At 30.9% G+C, this 20,949-nt stretch carries 18 protein-coding genes and 1 other annotated feature (1 of these 19 running past the window's edge); of the genes, 2 read left to right on the top strand and 16 right to left on the bottom strand.

Annotated elements, in window-relative coordinates:
• Positions 1-81 precede the first annotated feature (81 nt).
• From secF to H8R92_RS03655, 5 genes are all read right to left on the bottom strand, one after another.
• A complete protein-coding gene (gene secF, locus H8R92_RS03670; RefSeq protein WP_022211741.1) occupies positions 82-954 on the bottom strand; it encodes a protein translocase subunit SecF in 873 nt (290 codons plus the stop codon).
• 4 nt (positions 955-958) lie between these two features.
• Complete coding sequence (gene secD / locus H8R92_RS03665) at positions 959-2,203, bottom strand: protein translocase subunit SecD (protein WP_022211740.1); 1,245 nt, start codon at positions 2,201-2,203, stop codon at positions 959-961.
• Positions 2,204-2,273: 70 nt separating this feature from the next.
• The gene (locus H8R92_RS13310; protein ID WP_279287096.1) at positions 2,274-2,402 is read right to left on the bottom strand and encodes a hypothetical protein; all 129 of its coding nucleotides are present in this window, start codon (positions 2,400-2,402) and stop codon (positions 2,274-2,276) included.
• 33 nt (positions 2,403-2,435) lie between these two features.
• A complete protein-coding gene (locus H8R92_RS03660) occupies positions 2,436-4,526 on the bottom strand; it encodes a glutamine synthetase III family protein (RefSeq protein ID WP_186834776.1) in 2,091 nt (696 codons plus the stop codon).
• Positions 4,527-4,773: 247 nt separating this feature from the next.
• Positions 4,774-5,727 (bottom strand): alpha/beta hydrolase, encoded by a 954-nt coding sequence (locus tag H8R92_RS03655; RefSeq protein WP_022211738.1) that lies wholly within the window; start codon positions 5,725-5,727, stop codon positions 4,774-4,776.
• 315 nt (positions 5,728-6,042) lie between these two features.
• Here H8R92_RS03655 and H8R92_RS03650 point away from each other — a divergent pair, with 315 nt between their 5' ends.
• Positions 6,043-7,716, top strand: a complete 1,674-nt coding sequence (locus H8R92_RS03650; RefSeq protein WP_022211737.1) for a ribonuclease J — start codon at positions 6,043-6,045, stop codon at positions 7,714-7,716.
• 120 nt (positions 7,717-7,836) lie between these two features.
• Here H8R92_RS03650 and H8R92_RS03645 read toward each other — a convergent pair whose 3' ends face one another.
• The 9 genes from H8R92_RS03645 to H8R92_RS03610 form a co-directional block, all read right to left on the bottom strand.
• The gene (locus H8R92_RS03645; protein ID WP_022211736.1) at positions 7,837-10,035 is read right to left on the bottom strand and encodes a DNA topoisomerase III; all 2,199 of its coding nucleotides are present in this window, start codon (positions 10,033-10,035) and stop codon (positions 7,837-7,839) included.
• Between the two features lie 46 nt (positions 10,036-10,081).
• Positions 10,082-10,234 carry a hypothetical protein gene (locus H8R92_RS03640; protein ID WP_022211735.1) on the bottom strand — a complete coding sequence of 51 codons (153 nt, stop codon included), beginning with the start codon at positions 10,232-10,234 and terminating at the stop codon, positions 10,082-10,084.
• Between the two features lie 97 nt (positions 10,235-10,331).
• A complete protein-coding gene (locus H8R92_RS03635) occupies positions 10,332-10,676 on the bottom strand; it encodes a hypothetical protein (protein WP_186834775.1) in 345 nt (114 codons plus the stop codon).
• A 61-nt stretch (positions 10,677-10,737) separates the two neighbouring features.
• The gene (locus tag H8R92_RS03630; protein ID WP_186834774.1) at positions 10,738-12,936 is read right to left on the bottom strand and encodes an alpha-galactosidase; all 2,199 of its coding nucleotides are present in this window, start codon (positions 12,934-12,936) and stop codon (positions 10,738-10,740) included.
• Positions 12,937-13,067: 131 nt separating this feature from the next.
• Positions 13,068-13,244: a hypothetical protein gene (locus H8R92_RS13445; protein WP_330606869.1), complete on the bottom strand. Its 177-nt coding sequence runs from the start codon at positions 13,242-13,244 to the stop codon at positions 13,068-13,070.
• Positions 13,238-13,519, bottom strand: coding sequence for a hypothetical protein (locus H8R92_RS13440; protein ID WP_330606868.1), 282 nt, complete (start codon positions 13,517-13,519; stop codon positions 13,238-13,240). The genes H8R92_RS13445 and H8R92_RS13440 overlap by 7 nt, the downstream gene beginning before the upstream one ends.
• A 14-nt stretch (positions 13,520-13,533) precedes the next feature.
• The gene (locus tag H8R92_RS03620; RefSeq protein WP_022211730.1) at positions 13,534-14,373 is read right to left on the bottom strand and encodes a carbohydrate ABC transporter permease; all 840 of its coding nucleotides are present in this window, start codon (positions 14,371-14,373) and stop codon (positions 13,534-13,536) included.
• Complete coding sequence (locus H8R92_RS03615; protein ID WP_366461205.1) at positions 14,373-15,236, bottom strand: carbohydrate ABC transporter permease; 864 nt, start codon at positions 15,234-15,236, stop codon at positions 14,373-14,375. The genes H8R92_RS03620 and H8R92_RS03615 overlap by 1 nt, the downstream gene beginning before the upstream one ends.
• Position 15,237: 1 nt before the next feature.
• Positions 15,238-16,524: an ABC transporter substrate-binding protein gene (locus H8R92_RS03610; protein ID WP_022211728.1), complete on the bottom strand. Its 1,287-nt coding sequence runs from the start codon at positions 16,522-16,524 to the stop codon at positions 15,238-15,240.
• A 199-nt stretch (positions 16,525-16,723) separates the two neighbouring features.
• On the opposite strand from H8R92_RS03610, the gene H8R92_RS03605 reads away from it, so the two are divergent.
• Positions 16,724-17,566 (top strand): AraC family transcriptional regulator, encoded by an 843-nt coding sequence (locus H8R92_RS03605; protein ID WP_022211727.1) that lies wholly within the window; start codon positions 16,724-16,726, stop codon positions 17,564-17,566.
• 163 nt (positions 17,567-17,729) lie between these two features.
• Here H8R92_RS03605 and H8R92_RS03600 read toward each other — a convergent pair whose 3' ends face one another.
• A complete protein-coding gene (locus H8R92_RS03600) occupies positions 17,730-18,737 on the bottom strand; it encodes a dipeptidase (RefSeq protein ID WP_022211726.1) in 1,008 nt (335 codons plus the stop codon).
• Positions 18,738-18,777: 40 nt separating this feature from the next.
• Positions 18,778-20,682: a threonine--tRNA ligase gene (thrS, locus tag H8R92_RS03595; RefSeq protein ID WP_186834773.1), complete on the bottom strand. Its 1,905-nt coding sequence runs from the start codon at positions 20,680-20,682 to the stop codon at positions 18,778-18,780.
• 153 nt (positions 20,683-20,835) lie between these two features.
• Positions 20,836-20,949 (bottom strand) — a binding site (T-box leader) (it continues 107 nt past the right edge of the window).

Here is a 20,949-nt window from a genome sequence, read left to right as displayed (position 1 = left end):
TTCTTACTTATATACTATTTATCTACTATTTTCGCAATAAAAGCAGCCATTCATTTGAACGACTGCTTTTTGTAAATTACCTTAAGTTACTTTTGCTGCATTATGCTTATTCTTTTTTTCCTTAATTAATACCCATAATGGTGATGCTATAAATATTGATGAATATGCTCCTACTGCAATACCAATAAATAATGGGAAAGCAAATTCTCTTACACTTGGCACAAATACATTTACAGCACCAATTATTACTAATGTTGTTAAAGATGTATTAATTGATCTAGATAAAGTTTGATTAATACTCTTATCAGCTATTTCAGTGTAGTTTGATCTTCTCATACCTTTTGAGTTTTCTCTTATTCTATCAAATACAACAATTGTATCATTGATTGAATAACCTACAATTGTAAGCATCGCTGCAATAAATGGAGTATTTACATTTATATCGAAAACTAAATATACAGTTAGTGTTACAAGAACGTCATGTAATAAAGCGATGATTGCTGCAACACCAAAAGCAAGTTGGAATCTTATAGCTATATAAATAAGCATTGCTATACATGATATTCCAACTGCAATTAATGATTTTCTAGTAAGTTCCTTACCAACAGCACCCCCTATTTGATTTTGCTCTACCAATGCTGTATCATCAAGTCCAAAAGTTTCTTTAATTTCTTTTAAAAGTTCCGAAGTTGTTGTTTCATCTAATGCTGTTGATTTTATTTCATACTGAGTATTATTAACAATTTTACAAGATGCGGATGAATCATATTTTTTTATGATTTCATCCAGTGCTGCTGTATCAAGCTTTTCCCCAAGCTCTATCTGTAGCTTAGTTCCTCCTTTAAAATCTATTCCAAAATTTAACCCTCTAGTGAATAATAAAACTAATCCTAATAATATTACTGTAAGGGATATTGAAAACCATATTTTCTTCTTTTCTACAATTTTTATCATTTTCTTACCCCCTCTTTACTCTAAAGTGAGCTGGAGTTTTTAACAATCCCATGTTAACTCCTAATTTCATTAATGTCTTTGTTACAACTAACGCTGTAAACATACTTACCACTATACCAATCATTAATGTAACTGCAAATCCTTTTACAGTTCCAGTTCCCATATAGTAAAGAACTAAACCAGCTATTATAGTAGTGATATTTGAATCCAAAATTGAAGATAATGCATTATGGAATCCTTTATCAACTGCTGTTTTTACTGATAATCCCTTCTTTAATTCTTCTCTTATTCTTTCAAATATAAGTACATTAGCGTCTACTGCCATACCAACTGTAAGCAAGAATGCTGCAATTCCTGGTAATGTAAGTGCAACACCATTTTCTGCAAATATTAAAAGCACTAATGTTGTATACAAAGTTAATGCCATTGAAGCAATAATTCCTGGAACTCTATAGTATACAATCATGAATATAAAGATAATTGCTATACCAATAACCCCTGCTTTAATAGCATTAGGTAAAGCTTCTTCCCCCAATTGAGCTCCAACATTACTAATTGATGCCACTTCTATACTTACTGGTAATGCTCCAGCATTGATTAAACTTGCTAATGTTTTAGCTTCTTCAACATTTGAACTACCAGATATTATAGCTTCACCATCTGTTATTGCACTTTGAACTTTTGGTTTTGATATTAATTCATCATCCATATAAATACTTATTGTTTTACCAATATTTGCAGCTGTTGCTTGTGCAAATTTATTTTTTCCTTCTGCATTAAGCTTTAATGATACTACTGGTTTATTAGTTTGGTTATCCATAACTACACTTGCACTTTCAATATCTGAACCGCTTATAACAACATTTCCATCTGAATCTTTAAATGTTAATTCGCCAGTAGCAGATAAACTGTCAACTAATTGTTTAGAATCATATTGTCCTGGAATTTCTACTCTTATTCTGTTGCTTCCTTCTGTGATAACTGTAGTTTCGGCAACACCCAATTTATTAACCCTTAAGTCAATTAATTCACGAGTTTTTTCTAAATCTTCAGCACTAACATTTTCATTTTTTATTTCCATTAGGACAGATACTCCACCTTGTAAGTCTAGTCCTTTAGTGATACTTTTTTCAAAATTTTTAACTTCCCATCCACCTATTTCAAAACCTTTAAAACCTGCAAATGCTAAAAAGATTATAACAATAAAGGATAGTATAAACAGTATTGTACTTCTGCCTTTTGTTTTCATGTTCTTCCCCCTCTGTTGGTTTCATATCATTATTCATTATATTATGTATATCTTATAATATCAAGCAACATTAATATCTTATGGCATTTTTAGACATTCTATTCTGTAATATTTTAATTTTTTTAAATTTTATTACAGAATATAAAATTCCATCATCTGTAGTTATATCAAATATATCTATACCAATGATGGAATTCATAAAAATTTCAGATAAATTCTATCTACGTTTTAACTAAATGCTGAATAATAAATCTGTATAAGTTGGTAAAGGCCAATACTCTTTTCCTACTACTGTTTCAAGAGCATCAATATCCTCTCTTAAATCATCCATTGCTACAACAACTTCAGACTTATAAGCATATGCTTGTTCATAACTTTCTTCAATACCTTCAACCTTAATAAGAACATTTTCAAGAACTTTTACCTTTTCATCGACACTATTTGTCAAAATACATATTTTTTCTAAAAGTTCATCTTGACAATTTAATCTAAGTGATAATCCAGTAGATTTCATTTCATTAATTCCTTTAGCTAGTTTTCCTGCAAAATTTATTACTGCTGGTAATATCTCTCTCTTAATCATTTGAAGCATAGTCAATGCTTCAATATTAATTGTCTTACTATAGTTTTCTAAGATTATTTCATATCTTGAATGAACCTCTTCCCTTGTAAGCACCTTGTGTTTTTCTAATACTTCAATATTTTTTTTATCTAACAATGACTTTATTGCTTCAACTGTTGTTGCTATATTAGGAAGTCCTCTTTTTGCCGCTTCTTCAATCCAGTCCTCAGAATATCCATTGCCATTAAAGATAATTCTTTTATGCTTCTTAACAGTTTCAATAATTATGTCATTAACTTCAGATTCTATATCATGTGCTCTTTCAAGCCTATCAGCAAATTCTGAAAGTACTTCCGCCACTATAGTATTAAGAATAAAGTTTGGACCAGCTATTGAACCTGATGATGGGCACATTCTAAATTCAAATTTATTTCCTGTAAAGGCAAAAGGAGAAGTCCTATTTCTATCTGTTGCATCTTTAGGAAGAACTGGTAAAGTTGCTACCCCTATTCTTAACTTTTTATTTGTTGTTACTGCAAGCTCGTCCCCATTTTCAATTTGCTCTAGTATATTAGTAAGTTGCTCCCCTAAGAACATAGACACTATTGCTGGTGGTGCTTCATTAGCTCCAAGTCTATGATCATTACCTGCATTAGCTGCTGAAGCTCTTAAAAGTGGAGCATATTCATCAACTGCCTTAATTACAGCCACTAAAAATAACAAGAATTGTTCATTTGCTTCCGGTGACTTTCCTGGCTCTAAAAGATTTATTCCATCATCTGTAGCCATAGACCAGTTATTATGCTTTCCTGAACCATTAACCCCTGCAAAAGGTTTTTCATGTAAAAGACATACAAGACCATGTCTTAATGCTACCTTCTTCATTACTTCCATTGTAAGTTGGTTATGATCTGTTGCTATATTAGTAGTAGTAAATACAGGAGCCAATTCATGTTGTGCTGGTGCAACCTCATTATGCTTAGTCTTAGCATATATCCCAAGCTTCCAAAGTTCTTCATCAACTTCTTTCATATAGTTTGAAACTCTTTCTTTAATAGTTCCAAAATAATGATCTTCTAGTTCTTGACCTTTGGGAGCTTTAGCACCAAATAAAGTTCTCCCGGTTAAAATTAAATCTTTTCTTTGATCATATAATTTTTTATCTATTAAGAAATACTCTTGTTCTGGTCCCACTGTAGTAATAACTCTTTTGGTGTTTGTATTGCCTAACGCTCTAAGCACTCTTACCGCTTGCTTTGAAATAGCTTCCATAGACCTTAAAAGCGGAGTTTTCTTATCTAATGCTTCACCGTTATAAGAACAGAAAGCTGTTGGAATACAAAGTGTATCATCTTTTACAAAAGCAGGAGATGTACAATCCCATGCAGTATATCCCCTTGCTTCAAATGTAGCTCTCAAACCACCAGAAGGAAATGAAGATGCATCAGGCTCGCCTTTAATCAGTTCTTTACCTGAAAACTCTAAAATAACTTCTCCATTACCTGTTGGATTAATAAATGCATCATGCTTTTCTGCTGTAATTCCAGTCATTGGTTGAAACCAATGAGTAAAATGTGTTGCTCCCTTTTCAATTGCCCAATCTTTCATTGCTGAAGCTACAACCTCTGCCACTGATAGCTCTAATTCTTTGCCTTCTTCAATAGTCTTTTTTAGCGCTTTATAAGTAGCCTTTGGTAAACATTCCTTCATTACAGAATCATTAAATACATTTGAACCAAATATTTCATTTAATCTACTCATTACAGTACCTCCATCAAACAAAAAAGGCGTCCTCAAATATTTTAGATATCTATCTCAAAACAAGATACCTAAACATTTGAAAACGCCGTTGTCTTCTAAAATTCTATTCATTTATATTATACTAATATAATATATCTTTATTTTATTAATGTCAATGTATATTATAATTTTTTTATTATAAAAATAATTTTTTCATAAAAGTATACACAATTATTTTTACATCTTAATTATAACAACTTAACTTTAACTATTCTACATATTTTTCTAAGAAATCAACTACACTTGTCCAATACAATTCTGGATTAGTAGAAGAAGCTTTTGCATGTGCTGCACCTTCTATTACAACCTTTTCCTTTTCAGCATTACACGCCTCATATAATTCTTCCTGCATTTCAAAAGGTACAAAGCTATCACTATCTCCATGAATAAATAGTGTTGGAGTCACTGATTTCTTTACTTGCTTAATTGCTGAAGCATCGCTAATAAAATACCCTGCTCTTATCTTACATATAATATCTGCAATATTCATCATTGGAAATTCTGGTAAATTAAACAATACTTTTAACTGATAGGCAAATTGATCCCAAGCTGACGTATATCCACAATCTTCTATAACCGCTTTTACATTTGAAGGAAGCTCTTCTCCTGAAACCATCATCACTGTTGCTGCTCCCATTGAAACACCAAACAGTACTATTTCTGCTTTGCTATCTTCAGCAATTATATAATCTATAAGATTCATGATATCCTTTCTATCATCCCACCCCATACCTATATAATCTCCTTCACTTTCTCCATGTCCTCTTAAGTCTGGAATCATTACATTATATCCCATATTATAAAATTTCTCTGCATAAAAAGCCATCCCAACTCCATTAGATGTATATCCGTGTACTGGTATAACCCACTTATTACTGGTATATTCATTAATAATCTTATAATTATGAAGCTTTAGTCCATCATCTGACGTGATATATACATCACTATATCCACTCTCATCCTCCAGCCAATTTTTTGTTTCTTCAGTAACATCACCACTAGTTTCTTCTTGTGCCACATCATTTTTTGATGAATTAAAAACCATATCTTTCGAAACACTAGGGTTCACAGCAAGATTATATAAATAGTTGCCACCTATTCCTAAAATTAAAGCACAAAGCAATGCTAATATAACAATAATAACCATAATTATTTTCTTCATCCTTATTTCTCCTTATCAGTATATTGTAAAACCTAAACAATGATTACCTTCATAAAAGTAATTATGACTATTATATATTAAAATTTATTTATTTCATAGTTAATTTTATGTTATACTTAAAATCAACCTCATTTATCAAAAATTTTTTCCATAGAATAAAAAAAAGAATATAATTAAGTTTATATTATTTTAAGTTAATAAAATTTTATTGATTAATTAGAAACCATTATATATAATTAAACTACTAATATAATATGGAAAAATTATAGATTTTAATAATAATTATTATAAATTGCGTTAAGAATTGGAGATTATATGAGAACTAAAAAAAGCAAAGTAAAATTAATTCCGTTAGGCGGATTAGGCGAAATCGGGAAAAATATCACTGCAATTGAATATGAAGATGAAATAATTGTAATTGATTGCGGTCTTTCTTTCCCGGACAATGAGATGTACGGAATAGACTTAGTAATTCCAGATATATCTTATCTTTTAGAAAATAGAGAAAAGGTTAAAGGTATCTTTATAACACATGGTCATGAAGACCATATAGGTGCTCTTCCATATATATTAAAGGAAATTAATGTTCCAGTTTATGCAAGTAAATTCACTTTAAGCCTTATCGAAAGCAAGCTAATTGAATTTAATATGGTATCAAGCTGCTCATTAAACGAAATTACCTTAAAGGAACCTATAAAGACAGAGCACTTTGCCTGTGAATTCATCAGAACATGTCACAGTATAGCTGATTCATGTTCACTAGCAATAACAACTCCTCAAGGCGTAATCTTCCATACTGGTGATTTCAAAATAGATTATACACCTGTAGATGGAGAAGTTATCGACTTACAACGTATATCTGAAATAGGTAAGAGACGAGTTCTTTTATTAATGGCTGATAGTACAAATGCTACAAGAGAAGGCTTTACTATATCTGAAACTATAATTGGACAAAATCTTACAAGATTATTTAGAAATGCTAAAGGAAGAGTAATAGTTGCTACTTTCTCATCTAACGTACATAGAGTTCAACAGGTAATTAATTCTTCTATAACATACGGAAGAAAAGTTGCATTTAGTGGTAGAAGTATGGAGAAGATTTCACAAATTGCCATGGATTTAGGATACTTAAAAGTTCCTAAAAATACTATTATAAAACTTGATGATATACATAAGTATCCTGATAACAAGGTTACTATTATCACTACAGGAAGCCAAGGAGAACCAATGTCTGCCTTATCAAGAATAGCATCAGGTAGCCATAAAAATATAGGTTTAAAAGAAGGAGATTATATAATTATTTCTGCTTCTCCTATTCCTGGAAATACAAAACTCATTACAAAGCTTATTGATATATTAATAAGCAAAGGTGCAGAAGTTATCTATGATGCCATGGAAGAAGTCCATGTATCTGGTCATGCATGTAGAGAAGAATTAAAACTTATTCATTCTCTGATAAAACCAAAATATTTTGTTCCTGTACATGGTGAATATAGACATCTTAAAGAACATGCTGAATTGGCAAAATCTTTAGGTATGGACGAAAAAAATATTTTCCTCTTAGATAATGGTGATGTTCTTGAACTTACAGGTAAAAAAGCTGTAAAAGCAAAATCTATTCATACTGGAACTGTTTATGTTGATGGCAGTGGTGTTGGAGATGTAGGAAATATCGTATTAAGAGATAGAAAAGTCTTATCTCAAGATGGTATCCTTACTGCTGTTCTAGCAATAGATAAGGAATCAAAAGAAATCATTTCAGGACCTGACATAATTTCCAGAGGATTTGTCTATGTAAAAGACTCTAATGATTTATTGAGTGAAGCTACTACATTAATAGAACGTGAAGTAGAAAACTGTCTAGCTAATGATATTGTAGATTGGTATTCAATTAAATCTAAGATTAAAAGTTCACTTGGACAATTCCTATATACAAAAACTAAAAGAAAACCTATGATAATTCCTGTAATTGTGGAAAAAGAACAATAAAACAAATAAGTCATATCAAAATAAATTTTGATATGACTTATTTGTTATTAGATTATAATTATATTTATTTCTATTAGCGATTTCAGTTAATAAATAAATATATATAATAATTTATTTTTGTTACTTGTTATCAAATTTCATATTTCCAAGTAAAGCTGCAAATGGATTATCCTCCATTGCTTCCTTTTCTGCTTCTTTTTTCATTTTTGCCATGATTCTTTGAGTCTCTCTTTTATCTACTTTTCCTTTTTTATCAAATCTCTTTTCAAAAGAAGAAGCTTTTTCTCTAAAGTTACAATTAGCTCCCGTACAAACGTATATTTTTCCTTCACCTTGTCCTCTAATTTCTAATTTTTTCTTACATTCAGGACATCTTGCATTAGTAGTTCTAGATACACTTTCTCTATAACCACATTCTCGATCTTGGCAAACGTTCATTGTACCGTTTTTACCCTTAACTTCTAAAAGGTATTTTCCACAGTTAGGACATTTTTTACCAGTCTTATTGTCGTGAACAAACTTAGAATTTGTTGATTTTACATCTTCAACTAAAGCTACAGAGTAATTTTTCATATCTTTAATAAATCCATGATCATTTCTCTTACCTTTAGCTATTTCATCAAGCTGTTTTTCCCATTTAGCTGTTAAAAGTGGTGATTTTAAATCTGCTGGTACAAGCTCTATAAGTTGTTTTCCTTTTGACGTTGGTATTATATCTTTACCTTTCTTTTCTATAACAAAAGAGTTAAATAACTTTTCAATAATATCAGCTCTTGTGGCAACTGTTCCTAGTCCACCTGTTTCACCTAATGTTTTAGCTGCCTCTTTTCCTACATTTATATATTTATGAGGATTTTCCATAGCTGATAAAAGTGTAGCCTCCGTAAATCTTGCCGGCGGTTTAGTTTGCCCAGTCTTTAATTCTACCTTAGTTAAATTAACTTTATCACCTTTATTAACTTGTGGAAGTACCTGTTCTTTAATATCCTCTTCGCTATTATCCTCCTCTAAATGATCATATAGCTTTTTCCATCCCTTTGATTTAACAACTTTACCTTTAGCTATTAGCTTTTCACCTGATACATTAGCTTCAATGGTAGTTTGCACATATTCAAATGGTGGCAGCATTACACTTAAGAATCTCTTAACTACTAAATCATAGATTTTTCTTTCTTCTGAAGAAAGTAGTGCTAAATTAGGTTTTTGTTCTGTAGGAATAATTGCATGGTGATCGCTTACCTTAGAATTATCTACAAATCCCTTATGACCATTTATCTTAGTTTTAAGTAGTGTATCAGCTGTTGCTCTATATTCTCCAATGGCAATAGCCTTTAATCTATCTGGAATAGTGGCAACTATATCAGTAGTAATATATCTTGAATCAGTTCTTGGATAAGTTAATATCTTGTAATTTTCATAAAGCCTTTGCATTATGCTTAAGGTTTGCTTTGCTGAGTATCCCCAAATCTTATTAGCATCTCTTTGTAGCTCAGTTAAATCATATAAAGCTGGCGCGTATTTCTTTTTATTAGCTTCTGCTATATTTACAATTTTCCCTTCAGCACTTCTTAGCTTACTTTCAATTTTCTTGGCAAATTCTTCATCAAATATTCTTGAGTTATTATCCTTATTAACCCATGATAATTTATATCCATTGGCATTAGCCCCTAAAGTATAATATGTTTTAGGCTTAAAACTTCTAATTTCCTCTTCTCTATTTACTATCATGGCAAGTGTTGGAGATTGAACTCTACCTGCTGATAATTGAGCATTATGCTTACAAGTTAAAGCCCTAGTCACATTTAAACCTACTAACCAATCTGCCTCTGCTCTACAAACAGCTGCTTTATATAGATTGTCATAGTCTCTACCAGGCCTTAAGTTTTTAAAACCATCTAAGATAGCTTTGTCAGTTTGTGATGAAATCCATAATCTTTTAAGTGGCTTATTAACTGCTACCTTTTCAATAATCCATCTAGCTACAAGCTCTCCTTCTCTTCCTGCATCTGTGGCAATAACTATTTCACTAACATCGCTTCTATTCATAAGCTTTTTAACTTCATTATACTGCTTAGCAGTTTTTTTAAGTACGGTAAGCTTCATATGCTTTGGTAGCATTGGCAGTGTTTCCATCTTCCATTCTTTATATTTATTATCATATCCTTCTGGATCCATAAGTCCAACTAAGTGTCCCATTGCCCAAGTAATTATATACTTGTTTCCTTCTATATATGAACCTTTATTTTGATTACATTTTAAAACTCTTGCTAAATCTCTTCCTACTGAAGGTTTTTCAGCTAAAACTAATATTTTACTCATATATTTACCTCTTCGTTACAGTTTTTATTTATTATATCATATTTTATCAATTAGAATCATCAATTAGAACTTTACTAGTAGTATTTATGTAATTAACAATTTCCTTCATGGTTTCATTCATAAATTCATTGTCTATGTATTTTGCTATTTCATTTTTAATTTCTTTTCTTAAAGTACATTTATTTGAACCCATCTCCATATCACATCCTTTATCATTTAACCTTATTATATATTATAAATTATGTTCTGTTATAAACTATATAAAAGACAGCAGTATTTCTACTGCTGCTTCTTATTTATCCATGAAAATACCCTGTTCTTGCATTTACTGTAACATAAGGTACTTCTTTTCCATCCTTTATAACATATGCAGTGTACAAGTCACCTTCTAAATATTCTACTTTACTTATTTTTTCTCCATAAGTACTATTGATTTCTTTCTCAAGCATTTCCTGCCAATTATCTGCTATAGGTGCATTAGCTGTTATATATGCTGCAACCCCACTTACATCTTCAACTTCACCTCCAGTTGTCTCATTTACTTCTGGAGTAAATCTCTCTTTATCCTTTGAATTACCACACGTACATGTAATCATCATTGCTGCACATAGTATTAAAGATAAAATTGTTTTCTTTTTCATATCCTCATCTCTTTTTTATTACTATGAATATATTATTTTTTATTTACTATTCTTATTCCAATTATTTTTCTTCATCATTGGCTAGTTTTTCAAAGAAAAGTTCAAAAGCAGCATCATCACCTGTAGTACGTGGTATAAGAATTCCACCAGTCATCAGTGCCATGCCTGAATATATTTCACCGGTACCTTTAAGTTTATATTTTGCTAAAGCATCTACGCCCATAAGCTTAATTTTATCTCTCACCATATTAGCTACAGCTCTAAAAACAACTCCTTGCACTAAAACATTGCCATTAGTATTATCATTCCACTGCCATGCTGCTATTCTACTATTATGAGGATTAGTCAAACGATAATAATCTCCATTGTGAATTAATAATTGATACTGACGATACTTTTTAACTTGCTCTTTCATAGTCTCTTTTTCTTCTTCAGTTAAAGTGCTTAAGTCTAACTCATAACCAAAACTACCTGCCATAGCAACTATTCCTCTTGTATCAAGGGAAGTTATTCTGCCAGTTTGATGATTTGGTACTGCTGACACATGCGATCCCACTGTAGAAATTGGATAAAAGAAACTTGTTCCATACTGGATAAAAGTTCTTTCATGAGCATCGGTATTATCACTACACCATATCTGTGGAGAATAATATAGCATTCCGGCATCAAATCTTCCCCCACCACCACTGCATCCTTCAAAAAGAATATGTGGGAAGTCAGTTATTAATCTTTCCAACAGTTCATATAAGCCAAGTATATATCTGTGAGGCTGCTCACCTTGTCTACTGCTTGGTAAACAAGTACTATACCAATCACTAATACTTCTATTCATATCCCATTTTACATATTCAATATTATTGTTTTTTAATATATCACTAATAGAATTATATAAATATTCAATTACCTCTGGATTTGACATATCAAGAACCAATTGATATCTACTTCTCATAGGATTTCTTCCTGGTATCTTAATGGCCCATTCCGGATGTTCTCTATATAAATTACTATCTTCTGAAACCATTTCTGGCTCAAACCAAATACCAAATTTCATTCCTAAATCATTAATTTTAGAAATTAAAGTAGCTAAACCACCTTTAATCTTGTTTTCATTGACATACCAATCACCTAGGCCTGAATTGTCTGAATCTCGTTTACCAAACCATCCGTCATCTAAAACAAACATATCAATACCAATTTTTGAAGCTTCTTTAGCAATATCTAATATTTTCTTTTCATCAAAATCAAAATAAGTTGCTTCCCAGTTATTAATTAAGATTGGTCTTTGAGATAACTGATATTTTCCTCTGCATACATTATGTCTAATTATCTTATGGAATTGCTGTGATAATTTAGCTGTTCCTTCCATTGAACAAGATAATATCACTTCTGGTGTATTAAATCTTTCACTGGCATTTAACTTCCAAGAAAATGTTTCAGGATTTATCCCCATTACAACACGAACTTGCTTTAATTGATCTTTTTCAATTTGTGTTTGGAAACCACCACTATACATTAAGGCTGCTCCTACACAAAATCCACTTGTTTCTGTACATTCTTTTTCACATAAAAGAATAGTTGGATTTTGCTGATGGCTTGATGTTCCCCTGCTACTACTGAATTCTTCAATGCCATGAATTAGCTCACATCTTTCCATTTGACGTTCCATAGCATGTCTTCCATGGAAATGAATGCTTTGCCAGTTTCCCTCTGGTAAATCAAGGCATAAACTATGAGCCTTATTTATGGTAATTGGTGTAGTTCCATTATTGATTATTACCGTACTTCTTGTAATAATATCCTTCTTTGGTAGAACTCCATACATTAATATTACTTCAATATTAGTAGCTGTATCTTCCATCACTATTTCTAAAGTTTCGGCCTCTTCTTCCGTTGCATATACAGCTGGTAAACCATCAATATTATATTTTCCTCTACTTATTTTATGCCCACTGTATCTTAAATCTAACGCCCTACTACCATCATCATGGGTCACAGTAATAGCTGGTATACGAAAATCCCCAACACCGCTAGTTGAATATTCCTGTGGTAATGTATTTAGTGAATAAGTTCTTTGATTTTCTGCTTCATATATATTGCCAGAGAAACCCACATCTGGATAATCTAATAAATAATCCATAGAACATTCAGTTTTTGCACCATACCAAAGATGGGTTAATACGCCATACTTATCTACCTTCATTTGATATGACGTATGCTCTGTTTCAATTTGAAATAATCTATTCTCTATTTTAATAGCCATATATCTTTCTCCCTTACTACTTATTGAATTTCAAATTCATAGTTCATTAAATCTGCTACAAGTACAATTTTATCAGCATTATAAGATCTAGTAATTCTCATTTTTGAGCCTTCACACTGAATCTTAATATCTCAATCTAAATTAAAGGCTGGATGATTGTTTCTTAATTCCATTAATTCTTTTAACTTTCTTACAACAGGTCTCTCTTGCTCAACTTCTATTTCTTCTAACGAATAATAATGTCTATTAATATCACGTCCATTTTTTGTTCTTTCCATAAGCTCTAAATCATTTTCACCAGCTAACATTCCCACATAATATATTTGTGGAATCCCTGGTGCAAAAAAAAATAATAGTCTTTTCCAATTTTTTCAATATCATTATAATTTCCAAATGCTTCATCAACTTTATCATAACACATTGGTGCAAAACCTCTATCTGCCGAAGAAGGAAAGAAAGGAAGAATGTGTACTCCTCCCACTGCTTCTTTATAATACTTATCTAATACCGTGTGCAAATCCTTTAAATTTTTTCCTAAGCTATCAGCATAAGTTATCAACATAATTTCATTTTTAAGTTTCATATATTACTTCTCCTTTATCCTTTTACTGCACCATTAGCAACTCCATTTAAAATTTGTTTTTGACAAATTATATAGAAAATTAAAATTGGAATTAAGGCTAATATATATGATGCAAATGCTAAATTATAATTTGTACCAAATTGTGTTTGGAAATTTAATTGTGCTAATGGAAGAGTATTTTCGCCTGTCCCTGACATAATAACTAATGGAGTCATCACATCATTCCATGTTCCAAGAGCTGTTAATATTGCTACTGTTGCATGCATAGGCATCATCATTGGAAAAATAACTTTCCAATAAGTTTTCCAAGTAGTAGCTCCATCTATTTCCGCTGCTTCTTCAAGAGCTGTAGGAATATTCTTCATATATCCTGAATAAAGCAATATATTCATTGGCATATAAAATACTAAATAAAGAATAATAACGCCAGCACGATTTCCTAAATGCATTTGAGCTGTTTGTTTTACGAGAGGCATCATTAAGATTGAAAAAGGAACAAACATACCACTTACTATATAAAAATATGTTAATTTATACCCCTTTTTCTTATTCATACTTCTTCCTATAACATATCCAGCAATACTGTGAATTAATATTGCCAAGATAATAGTTACAACTGTAATCAGAAGACTGTTGGATAAAGAGTGCCAAAAATCTGTTACTTCCATGGCCTTACTAAAGTTACTAAAACTAAATTTTTCAGGAAGTGTTAGCGAACCTGCCACATCATTAGTCATTTCACTAGGTTTCTTAAAAGCAATAATCAATGCCATATATAAAGGGAAGAATACTGTTATAGTTCCTAAAATAAGTACACCGGTTAATAGCCAGTTTGTCTTTCCTATCTTTTTCATTATAGTTGCTCCTCCTTTTTATTTAATACAGTCATTTGAAATAGTGATATACCCACAATAATTAAAAAGAATATCACAGCATTGGCACTTTGGAATCCAAATTGCCCACCTGACATACCATTTTGATAAATCAAATAAGATATAGATTCGGTGCTCTGTGCTGGTCCACCTTTTGTTAAAGACATAATTTGATCAAAGACCATCAGCATATTTTTTGTGCTAAGCACTAAATTTATTGTTACAAAAGGCATTATTAAAGGAAAAGTAACCTTCCAAAATTGTTGCCATTTGTTTACTCCATCTAACATAGATGCTTCATATACCTCCTCAGGTACTGTTTGTAAACCTGAAATATAAATTATTGTATTCATTGCTACAGCCTGCCATACTCCTACAACTATTACTGCAATCCATGCATATTTTTCACTTGCTAAAATACTATTCTGTAGCCATGAAATATTAAATGTATCTCCTACTGCAGGCAATATATAAGTAAAAAAGAAACTAAATATATATCCAACTACAAGTCCTCCTAAAATATTAGGTACAAAATATATTCCTCTTAACGCACTTTTAAAACGAATTTGTGCATTTAATGCTAAGGCCATAATAATACTTAAAACATTTACAAGAACTGTTCCTACTAAGGCATACTTAAAAGTAAATAAATAACTTTTTCCTACTCTGACATCTGAAAATAAATCTATATAATTTCTAAATCCTACAAACTGGTAAGAACCATATCCCTTATAATTTGTCAAACTATATATAAATCCCTTAATCATCGGTAATGTATTAAATATAAAGAAAAGGATTACAACAGGTATAATAATTGCTAAGAATGTTTTTTCTTTATTTGTCATTTTATTCTTCATTATGCTCCTCCTTATAATACTCTTTTACTTTTCTTATTAAATCTCTATTATATCTTTCCCATTCAGAATCAAAACGTTTTAAGAAAGTTTCCACTGCTTCATCGCTTTCATCCATTAAGAAAGTCTGAATTAATGCATCTACACTCATCTCACTTGGATAATGATGATCATGAAAATCTGCTACTTTTCCAGCTTCTATATACTCTCTCATGCCCCCAATCTCATTAGGAACCTTGAAATTTCCTTCCTTACAAGTGATTCCTCCTTGATCATCTAAATAAATCTGAATAGTTTCATCTTCATATAAAAAACTTAATACTTCATAAATTGCCTCTTTTTTCTCACTGCTTTCTTTCATAACAGCAAAGTTAAGATCAATACCTGAATTAAGTACATTGTCTTCCTTTGATTCATTGGCTGGAAATGTAAATGAATTAATATTCATATCCGGATTTACTGATTTAATTTGTGGTACTGCATAACTTCCAATGGTATACATTGCTGCCTCACCTCTTGCAAATGCTGTACATGCATCATTATAACTATAAGCATATGGATTTGGTTCAGCATAATTTAGCAGCATCTTCATTTTTTCAGCAACTTCTTTATATTCTTTTTCAAAAGTGGTGTTTCCCTTATTTACCTGATTATATACATCTGAATCTGTTAATCCAACTGCCAAAGCATTCCATGGTGCAAGGCATGTCCATGTATCTTTAAAACCTAAATAGATTGGTACTATACCTTCCTCTTCTATTGTGTCACATAAAGCTATAAATTCATCCCATGTTTCTGGTATTTCCCATCCATGTTCTACAAACATATCCTCATTATATAAAATTCCTGCTGCATTAGCTGCATAAGGTAAGCCATATATACCTTCATGCGGGGTAAATTCTAGTTCTTTTTCCATATCAAGATAAGACTGTTTTATATTCTTAACTCCTTCAAAATCTGATACATCCATAAATAAATCAGCATCTAAAAAATTGGAATAGTTTACATCACCTCCAATTGCAACAATATCTGGATAATCTTCTTTGATAAATCTTGTCTTTAAAATTGTCATAGCCTCATTAGGTGAATTAATTGTTAAATGAATATTATCATGTGATTCATTAAATTTGTTTTGAATTTCTTCAAAAGCAGCTACAGCTTCTGGTTTATATGATACCATTTCTACTTCAATTACATTATTGCTAATTTCTTGTCCACATCCTATAAATGCAGTAGTTCCCAATAACATTCCTAAAATTGCTATTTTCTTTCTTGCCATATTTACTCTCCTTCCATTATATTTTTACCTCTTTTATACATTTTTTCTTTATGATTTTATTTTAACATACCACTATGTGACTTATGAATATCTACATTTTAGATAATTTATACCAAAATGAGTTATTTTATGTTATACTTTAAATTAATGTATCATTTTGGTATATATTTAATTATTACCCATTTAAGGAGGCAATAACATGGAGGATATTTTATTTTCCATATTTCCAAATAAAAATTTTATTGACTTAGGATTATATCAATACGGCTGGGAACATTGTTCTCCTGCTCACTCTTTCGGTCCAAGTTCACGAAATCATTATTTATTTCATTATGTAATTTCAGGCAGTGGAACACTTATGGCAAATGATTCCAAAGGAGTTACTCAAACTTATCAAATTAAAAGCGGACAAGGCTTTTTAATTTTTCCTAAACAAATTACAACTTATATTGCTGATAATGAAGATCCTTGGGAGTATACATGGCTTGAGTTTGATGGTTTAAGAGTTAAAGAGGCTCTTAATTTAACTGACTTGTCCTTAGATAATCCTATTTATAATGATAAATCAACATATTTAAGAGAATCAATGTTCAATGAAATGCTATATATTGTACAACATCCAAAGGAAACTCCTTTTCATCTCATTGGACACTTATTTCTATTTTGGGACTATTTTACTCGTTCTTCAAAATCTAAACGTCTCTTTGAAACAAGCAAGATGAGTGACTACTATATTAAAGAAGCGATTAATTTTATAGAACAAAACTTTCAAAATGATATTTCAATTGAAGAAATTGCTGAAGTATGTGGAATTAACCGTAGTTATTTAGGAAAAATTTTTAAAAAGAACGTAGGTAAAAGCCCCCAAGAATTTTTAATGAATTATAGAATGGTAAAGGCCACTGAATTATTAAAGTTAACAGACTTATCTATAGCAGATATAGGAAAAGCCGTTAGTTATGAAAATCAACTACATTTTTCTCGTGCCTTTAAAACGATTTTAGGTATCTCTCCTCGTCATTGGAGAAAACAAAATAAATAACACTAAGCAAATGAAAAATATGAGACATGTGCTGCTTTCGTACTCCCCTTTCTATTTTAAAGTGATGAAAGCCTCCCATGTCTCATTATATTTTCTTATCTACAAGAAAATCCTCTTTGATTTTAAATAATTTTTCATATAATATTTCATAAAGTCATGCTAATTATAATAATTCTTTATAAAGTCTTAAGACATTTTTAAAAAATATCTTTTCCACTTCATCATAAGTAAATTTATGCTTTAATAGTTCATCTGCCAACATTGGTATATATGAACAGTCTTTCATTTCAATGTTTCCTGGTATTCCATCATAATCAGAACCTAAACCAATACAGTCAATTCCAGCAATATTTCTTATGTATTTTATATGCTCGATGGTATCACTTATAGTTCCAAAAGTATAACCATTCTTTTCTGAGGATATAAAGTCAGCACAAAAATTTATTCCCATAACTCCACCTTTATGAGCCAATTGCTTAATCATCTCATCATCCATATTCCTCACATGGTTACAAATGCTTCTTGCATTACTATGACTTGCTACGAAAGGCTTTTTGCTATGCTTTAAAACATCATAAAAACCTGCATCTGATAAATGTGATACATCTGGTATTATTCCTAAATACTCCATAGCTTCTAATAATTCAAATCCCCATGATGTAAGGCCATTATTCTTATCTGGCTTAGTGAAGTCTGGCTTACCAATTATCTCTCCCTTTTTATCAACATTAATTTTCACGTTGGGATATCCTATTCCATTGGGATAATTCCAATTAAGAGTAATCATTCTAATACCTCTTTTATATATATGCTGCAAATTTTCTAGACTTCCTTCTATTGCTCCACCTTCTTCTAATGTCAAAAGGCTTGATATTTTTCCATTTGCTTCATTTACTACAATATCTTCATATTTTAAAACTTTAGCAATCTTATCTCCATTATCTGATATTTCCTTATCATAGCACTCTATCATCTCCAATAATGTCTTATAAGTATTTTTATATCTTCTAAAATCGATAAACATGGCAAAATTCTGCATAAGATAATTTCCTTGTTCCATCTTATTTATATCAAGGTGTAAATCATTCTTCCTTAAATTACAGACTATTCCCTTACTCCTTTTTTCAAATATTGCACCTATAGTATCACAGTGCATATCAACAACCTTCATAAAATCCCCCTATTTTTCATTATCTTAAATTAATTTAATATTATTTCTTTTCCTGGTCTTCTTTTAACACTCTTGTAATAAATTCTTCTAGTGATGTGCTTCCCTCCTCTCCCATATCCCTACTTCTTAAAGAAATATTTCCATGATTTTTCTCTTTTTCACCTACAATAATCATATAAGGTACTCTTTCATTTCTTGCTTCCCTAATCTTATAACCTATCTTTTCACTTCTATTATCTATTTCACATCTTATACCATATTTTCTTAATTTATCAATAACTTCATGGCCATATTCCATAAAACTATCGGAAATTGGTAGAACCTTTACCTGTATAGGTGAAATCCATACTGGAAATTTTCCTGCAAAATGTTCAATTAGGATACCAATAAATCTTTCAATACTTCCAAAGATTACTCTATGAATAACTATTGGTCTATGCTTTTCTCCATCGCTGCCTATATATTCCAGTTCAAATCTTTGTGGTAATTGAAAATCAAGCTGGATAGTTCCACATTGCCAGCTTCTGCCTAAGCTATCTTCAATATGAAAGTCTATCTTAGGTCCATAAAAAGCTCCATCTCCTTCATTAATCTTATAATCTAGTCCACCTTCATCTAGTGCTTCTTTTAATGATCGTTCTGCCATATTCCATTCTTCATCACTTCCCATGGAGTCTTCCGGCCTAGTTGAAAGCTCTACATTGTATTTAAATCCTAATGTGTCATACACTTCATCAATAAGCTTTATTACTCCGAGAATTTCAGATTTTATTTGTTCAGGTAACATAAATATATGTGCATCATCCTGAGTAAAAGCTCTTACTCTCATAAGCCCATGCAATGCTCCTGAAATCTCATGTCTATGAACCCTTCCAAGTTCTCCTACTCTAAGTGGTAAATCTCTATATGAATGCCCTTCACTCTTATAAACAAGCATTCCTCCTGGACAATTCATTGGTTTTAAAGCAAATTCTTTGTTATCAATCATGGAAGTATACATGTTTTCTTTATAATGATCCCAATGTCCTGATCTAATCCAAAGCTCTTTGTTAAGCATTATAGGAGTTTCTATTTCAACGTATCCTGCTTCATTATGAAGTTTTCTCCAATAATCAATTAAGATGTTCTTTAATATAACTCCCTTTGGTAAGAAAAATGGGAATCCAGGCCCTTCATCCATTATTTCAAAAAGCTTTAACTCTCTGCCAAGCTTTCTATGATCCCTTTTCTTAGCCTCTTCTATCATATTTAAATATTTCTCTAATTCCTTTTTAGATGAAAATGCCACTCCATAAATTCTTTGCAGCATCTTATTTTTTTCACTGCCTCTCCAATATGCTCCTGCAACAGAAGTAAGCTTAAAGGCTTTAATAAACTTTGTAGATGGAATATGTGGTCCTCTACAAAGATCTGTAAAATCTCCCTGCTCATATAAAGAAATCTTTTCACTTTCATCAAGAGCATTAATAAGCTCAACTTTATAATACTCGCCTTTTTCACTCATAATCTTTAAAGCTTCTTCCTTTGAAACATCATCTCTCTTAAACTTTAAATCCTCATTTATTATTTTATTCATTTCATCTTCTATCTTTTTAAGATCATCCTGAGTAAGTGATATATCTAAATCAAAATCATAATAAAACCCATTTTTAATAGTAGGTCCTATAGCAAGTTTTACATTACCATAAATTCTTTTTACCGCCTGAGCCATTACATGAGCAGTAGAGTGCCTAATTATTTCTATACCATCTTCACTATCTGCTGTAATTATTTCCACTTTATCATCATTTTTAAGGCCATGATTTAAATCTACTAACTTACCGTTAATTTTTGCAGCTATTGCTTCCTTAGCAAGTTTTTTACTTATTGATGCTGCTAGAGAATAACCATTGCTACCTTCCTCTATTTCTTTCATACATCCATCAATTAATTTTACTTTTATCATAATCTATATAATAGCTACCGAAAATAATGATAACTATTATTTTTCACTTCCTTTCTTTTTACAAAATTCTCTTTACCTTTATTTTCTTTTATATTGTTATAACTTTTATTACTTTCTTTTGTTTAATAAATATAAAAAACATCCATCCCAAACAAATGGGACGAATGCTTATATCCGTGGTTCCACCCAAATTAAATTAAAATTTAATTCATCTTATTTTTATAACGGCGTTGCCGATGGCATTTCTCATATGATACTAAACCATAG

It is taken from the genome of Clostridium lentum (assembly GCF_014287815.1).
Classification (GTDB): Bacteria; Bacillota; Clostridia; order Clostridiales; family Clostridiaceae; genus Clostridium; species Clostridium lentum.
The sequence above is the reverse complement of the archived record's forward strand: the minus strand, read 5'-3'. Positions and strand labels throughout refer to the sequence as shown.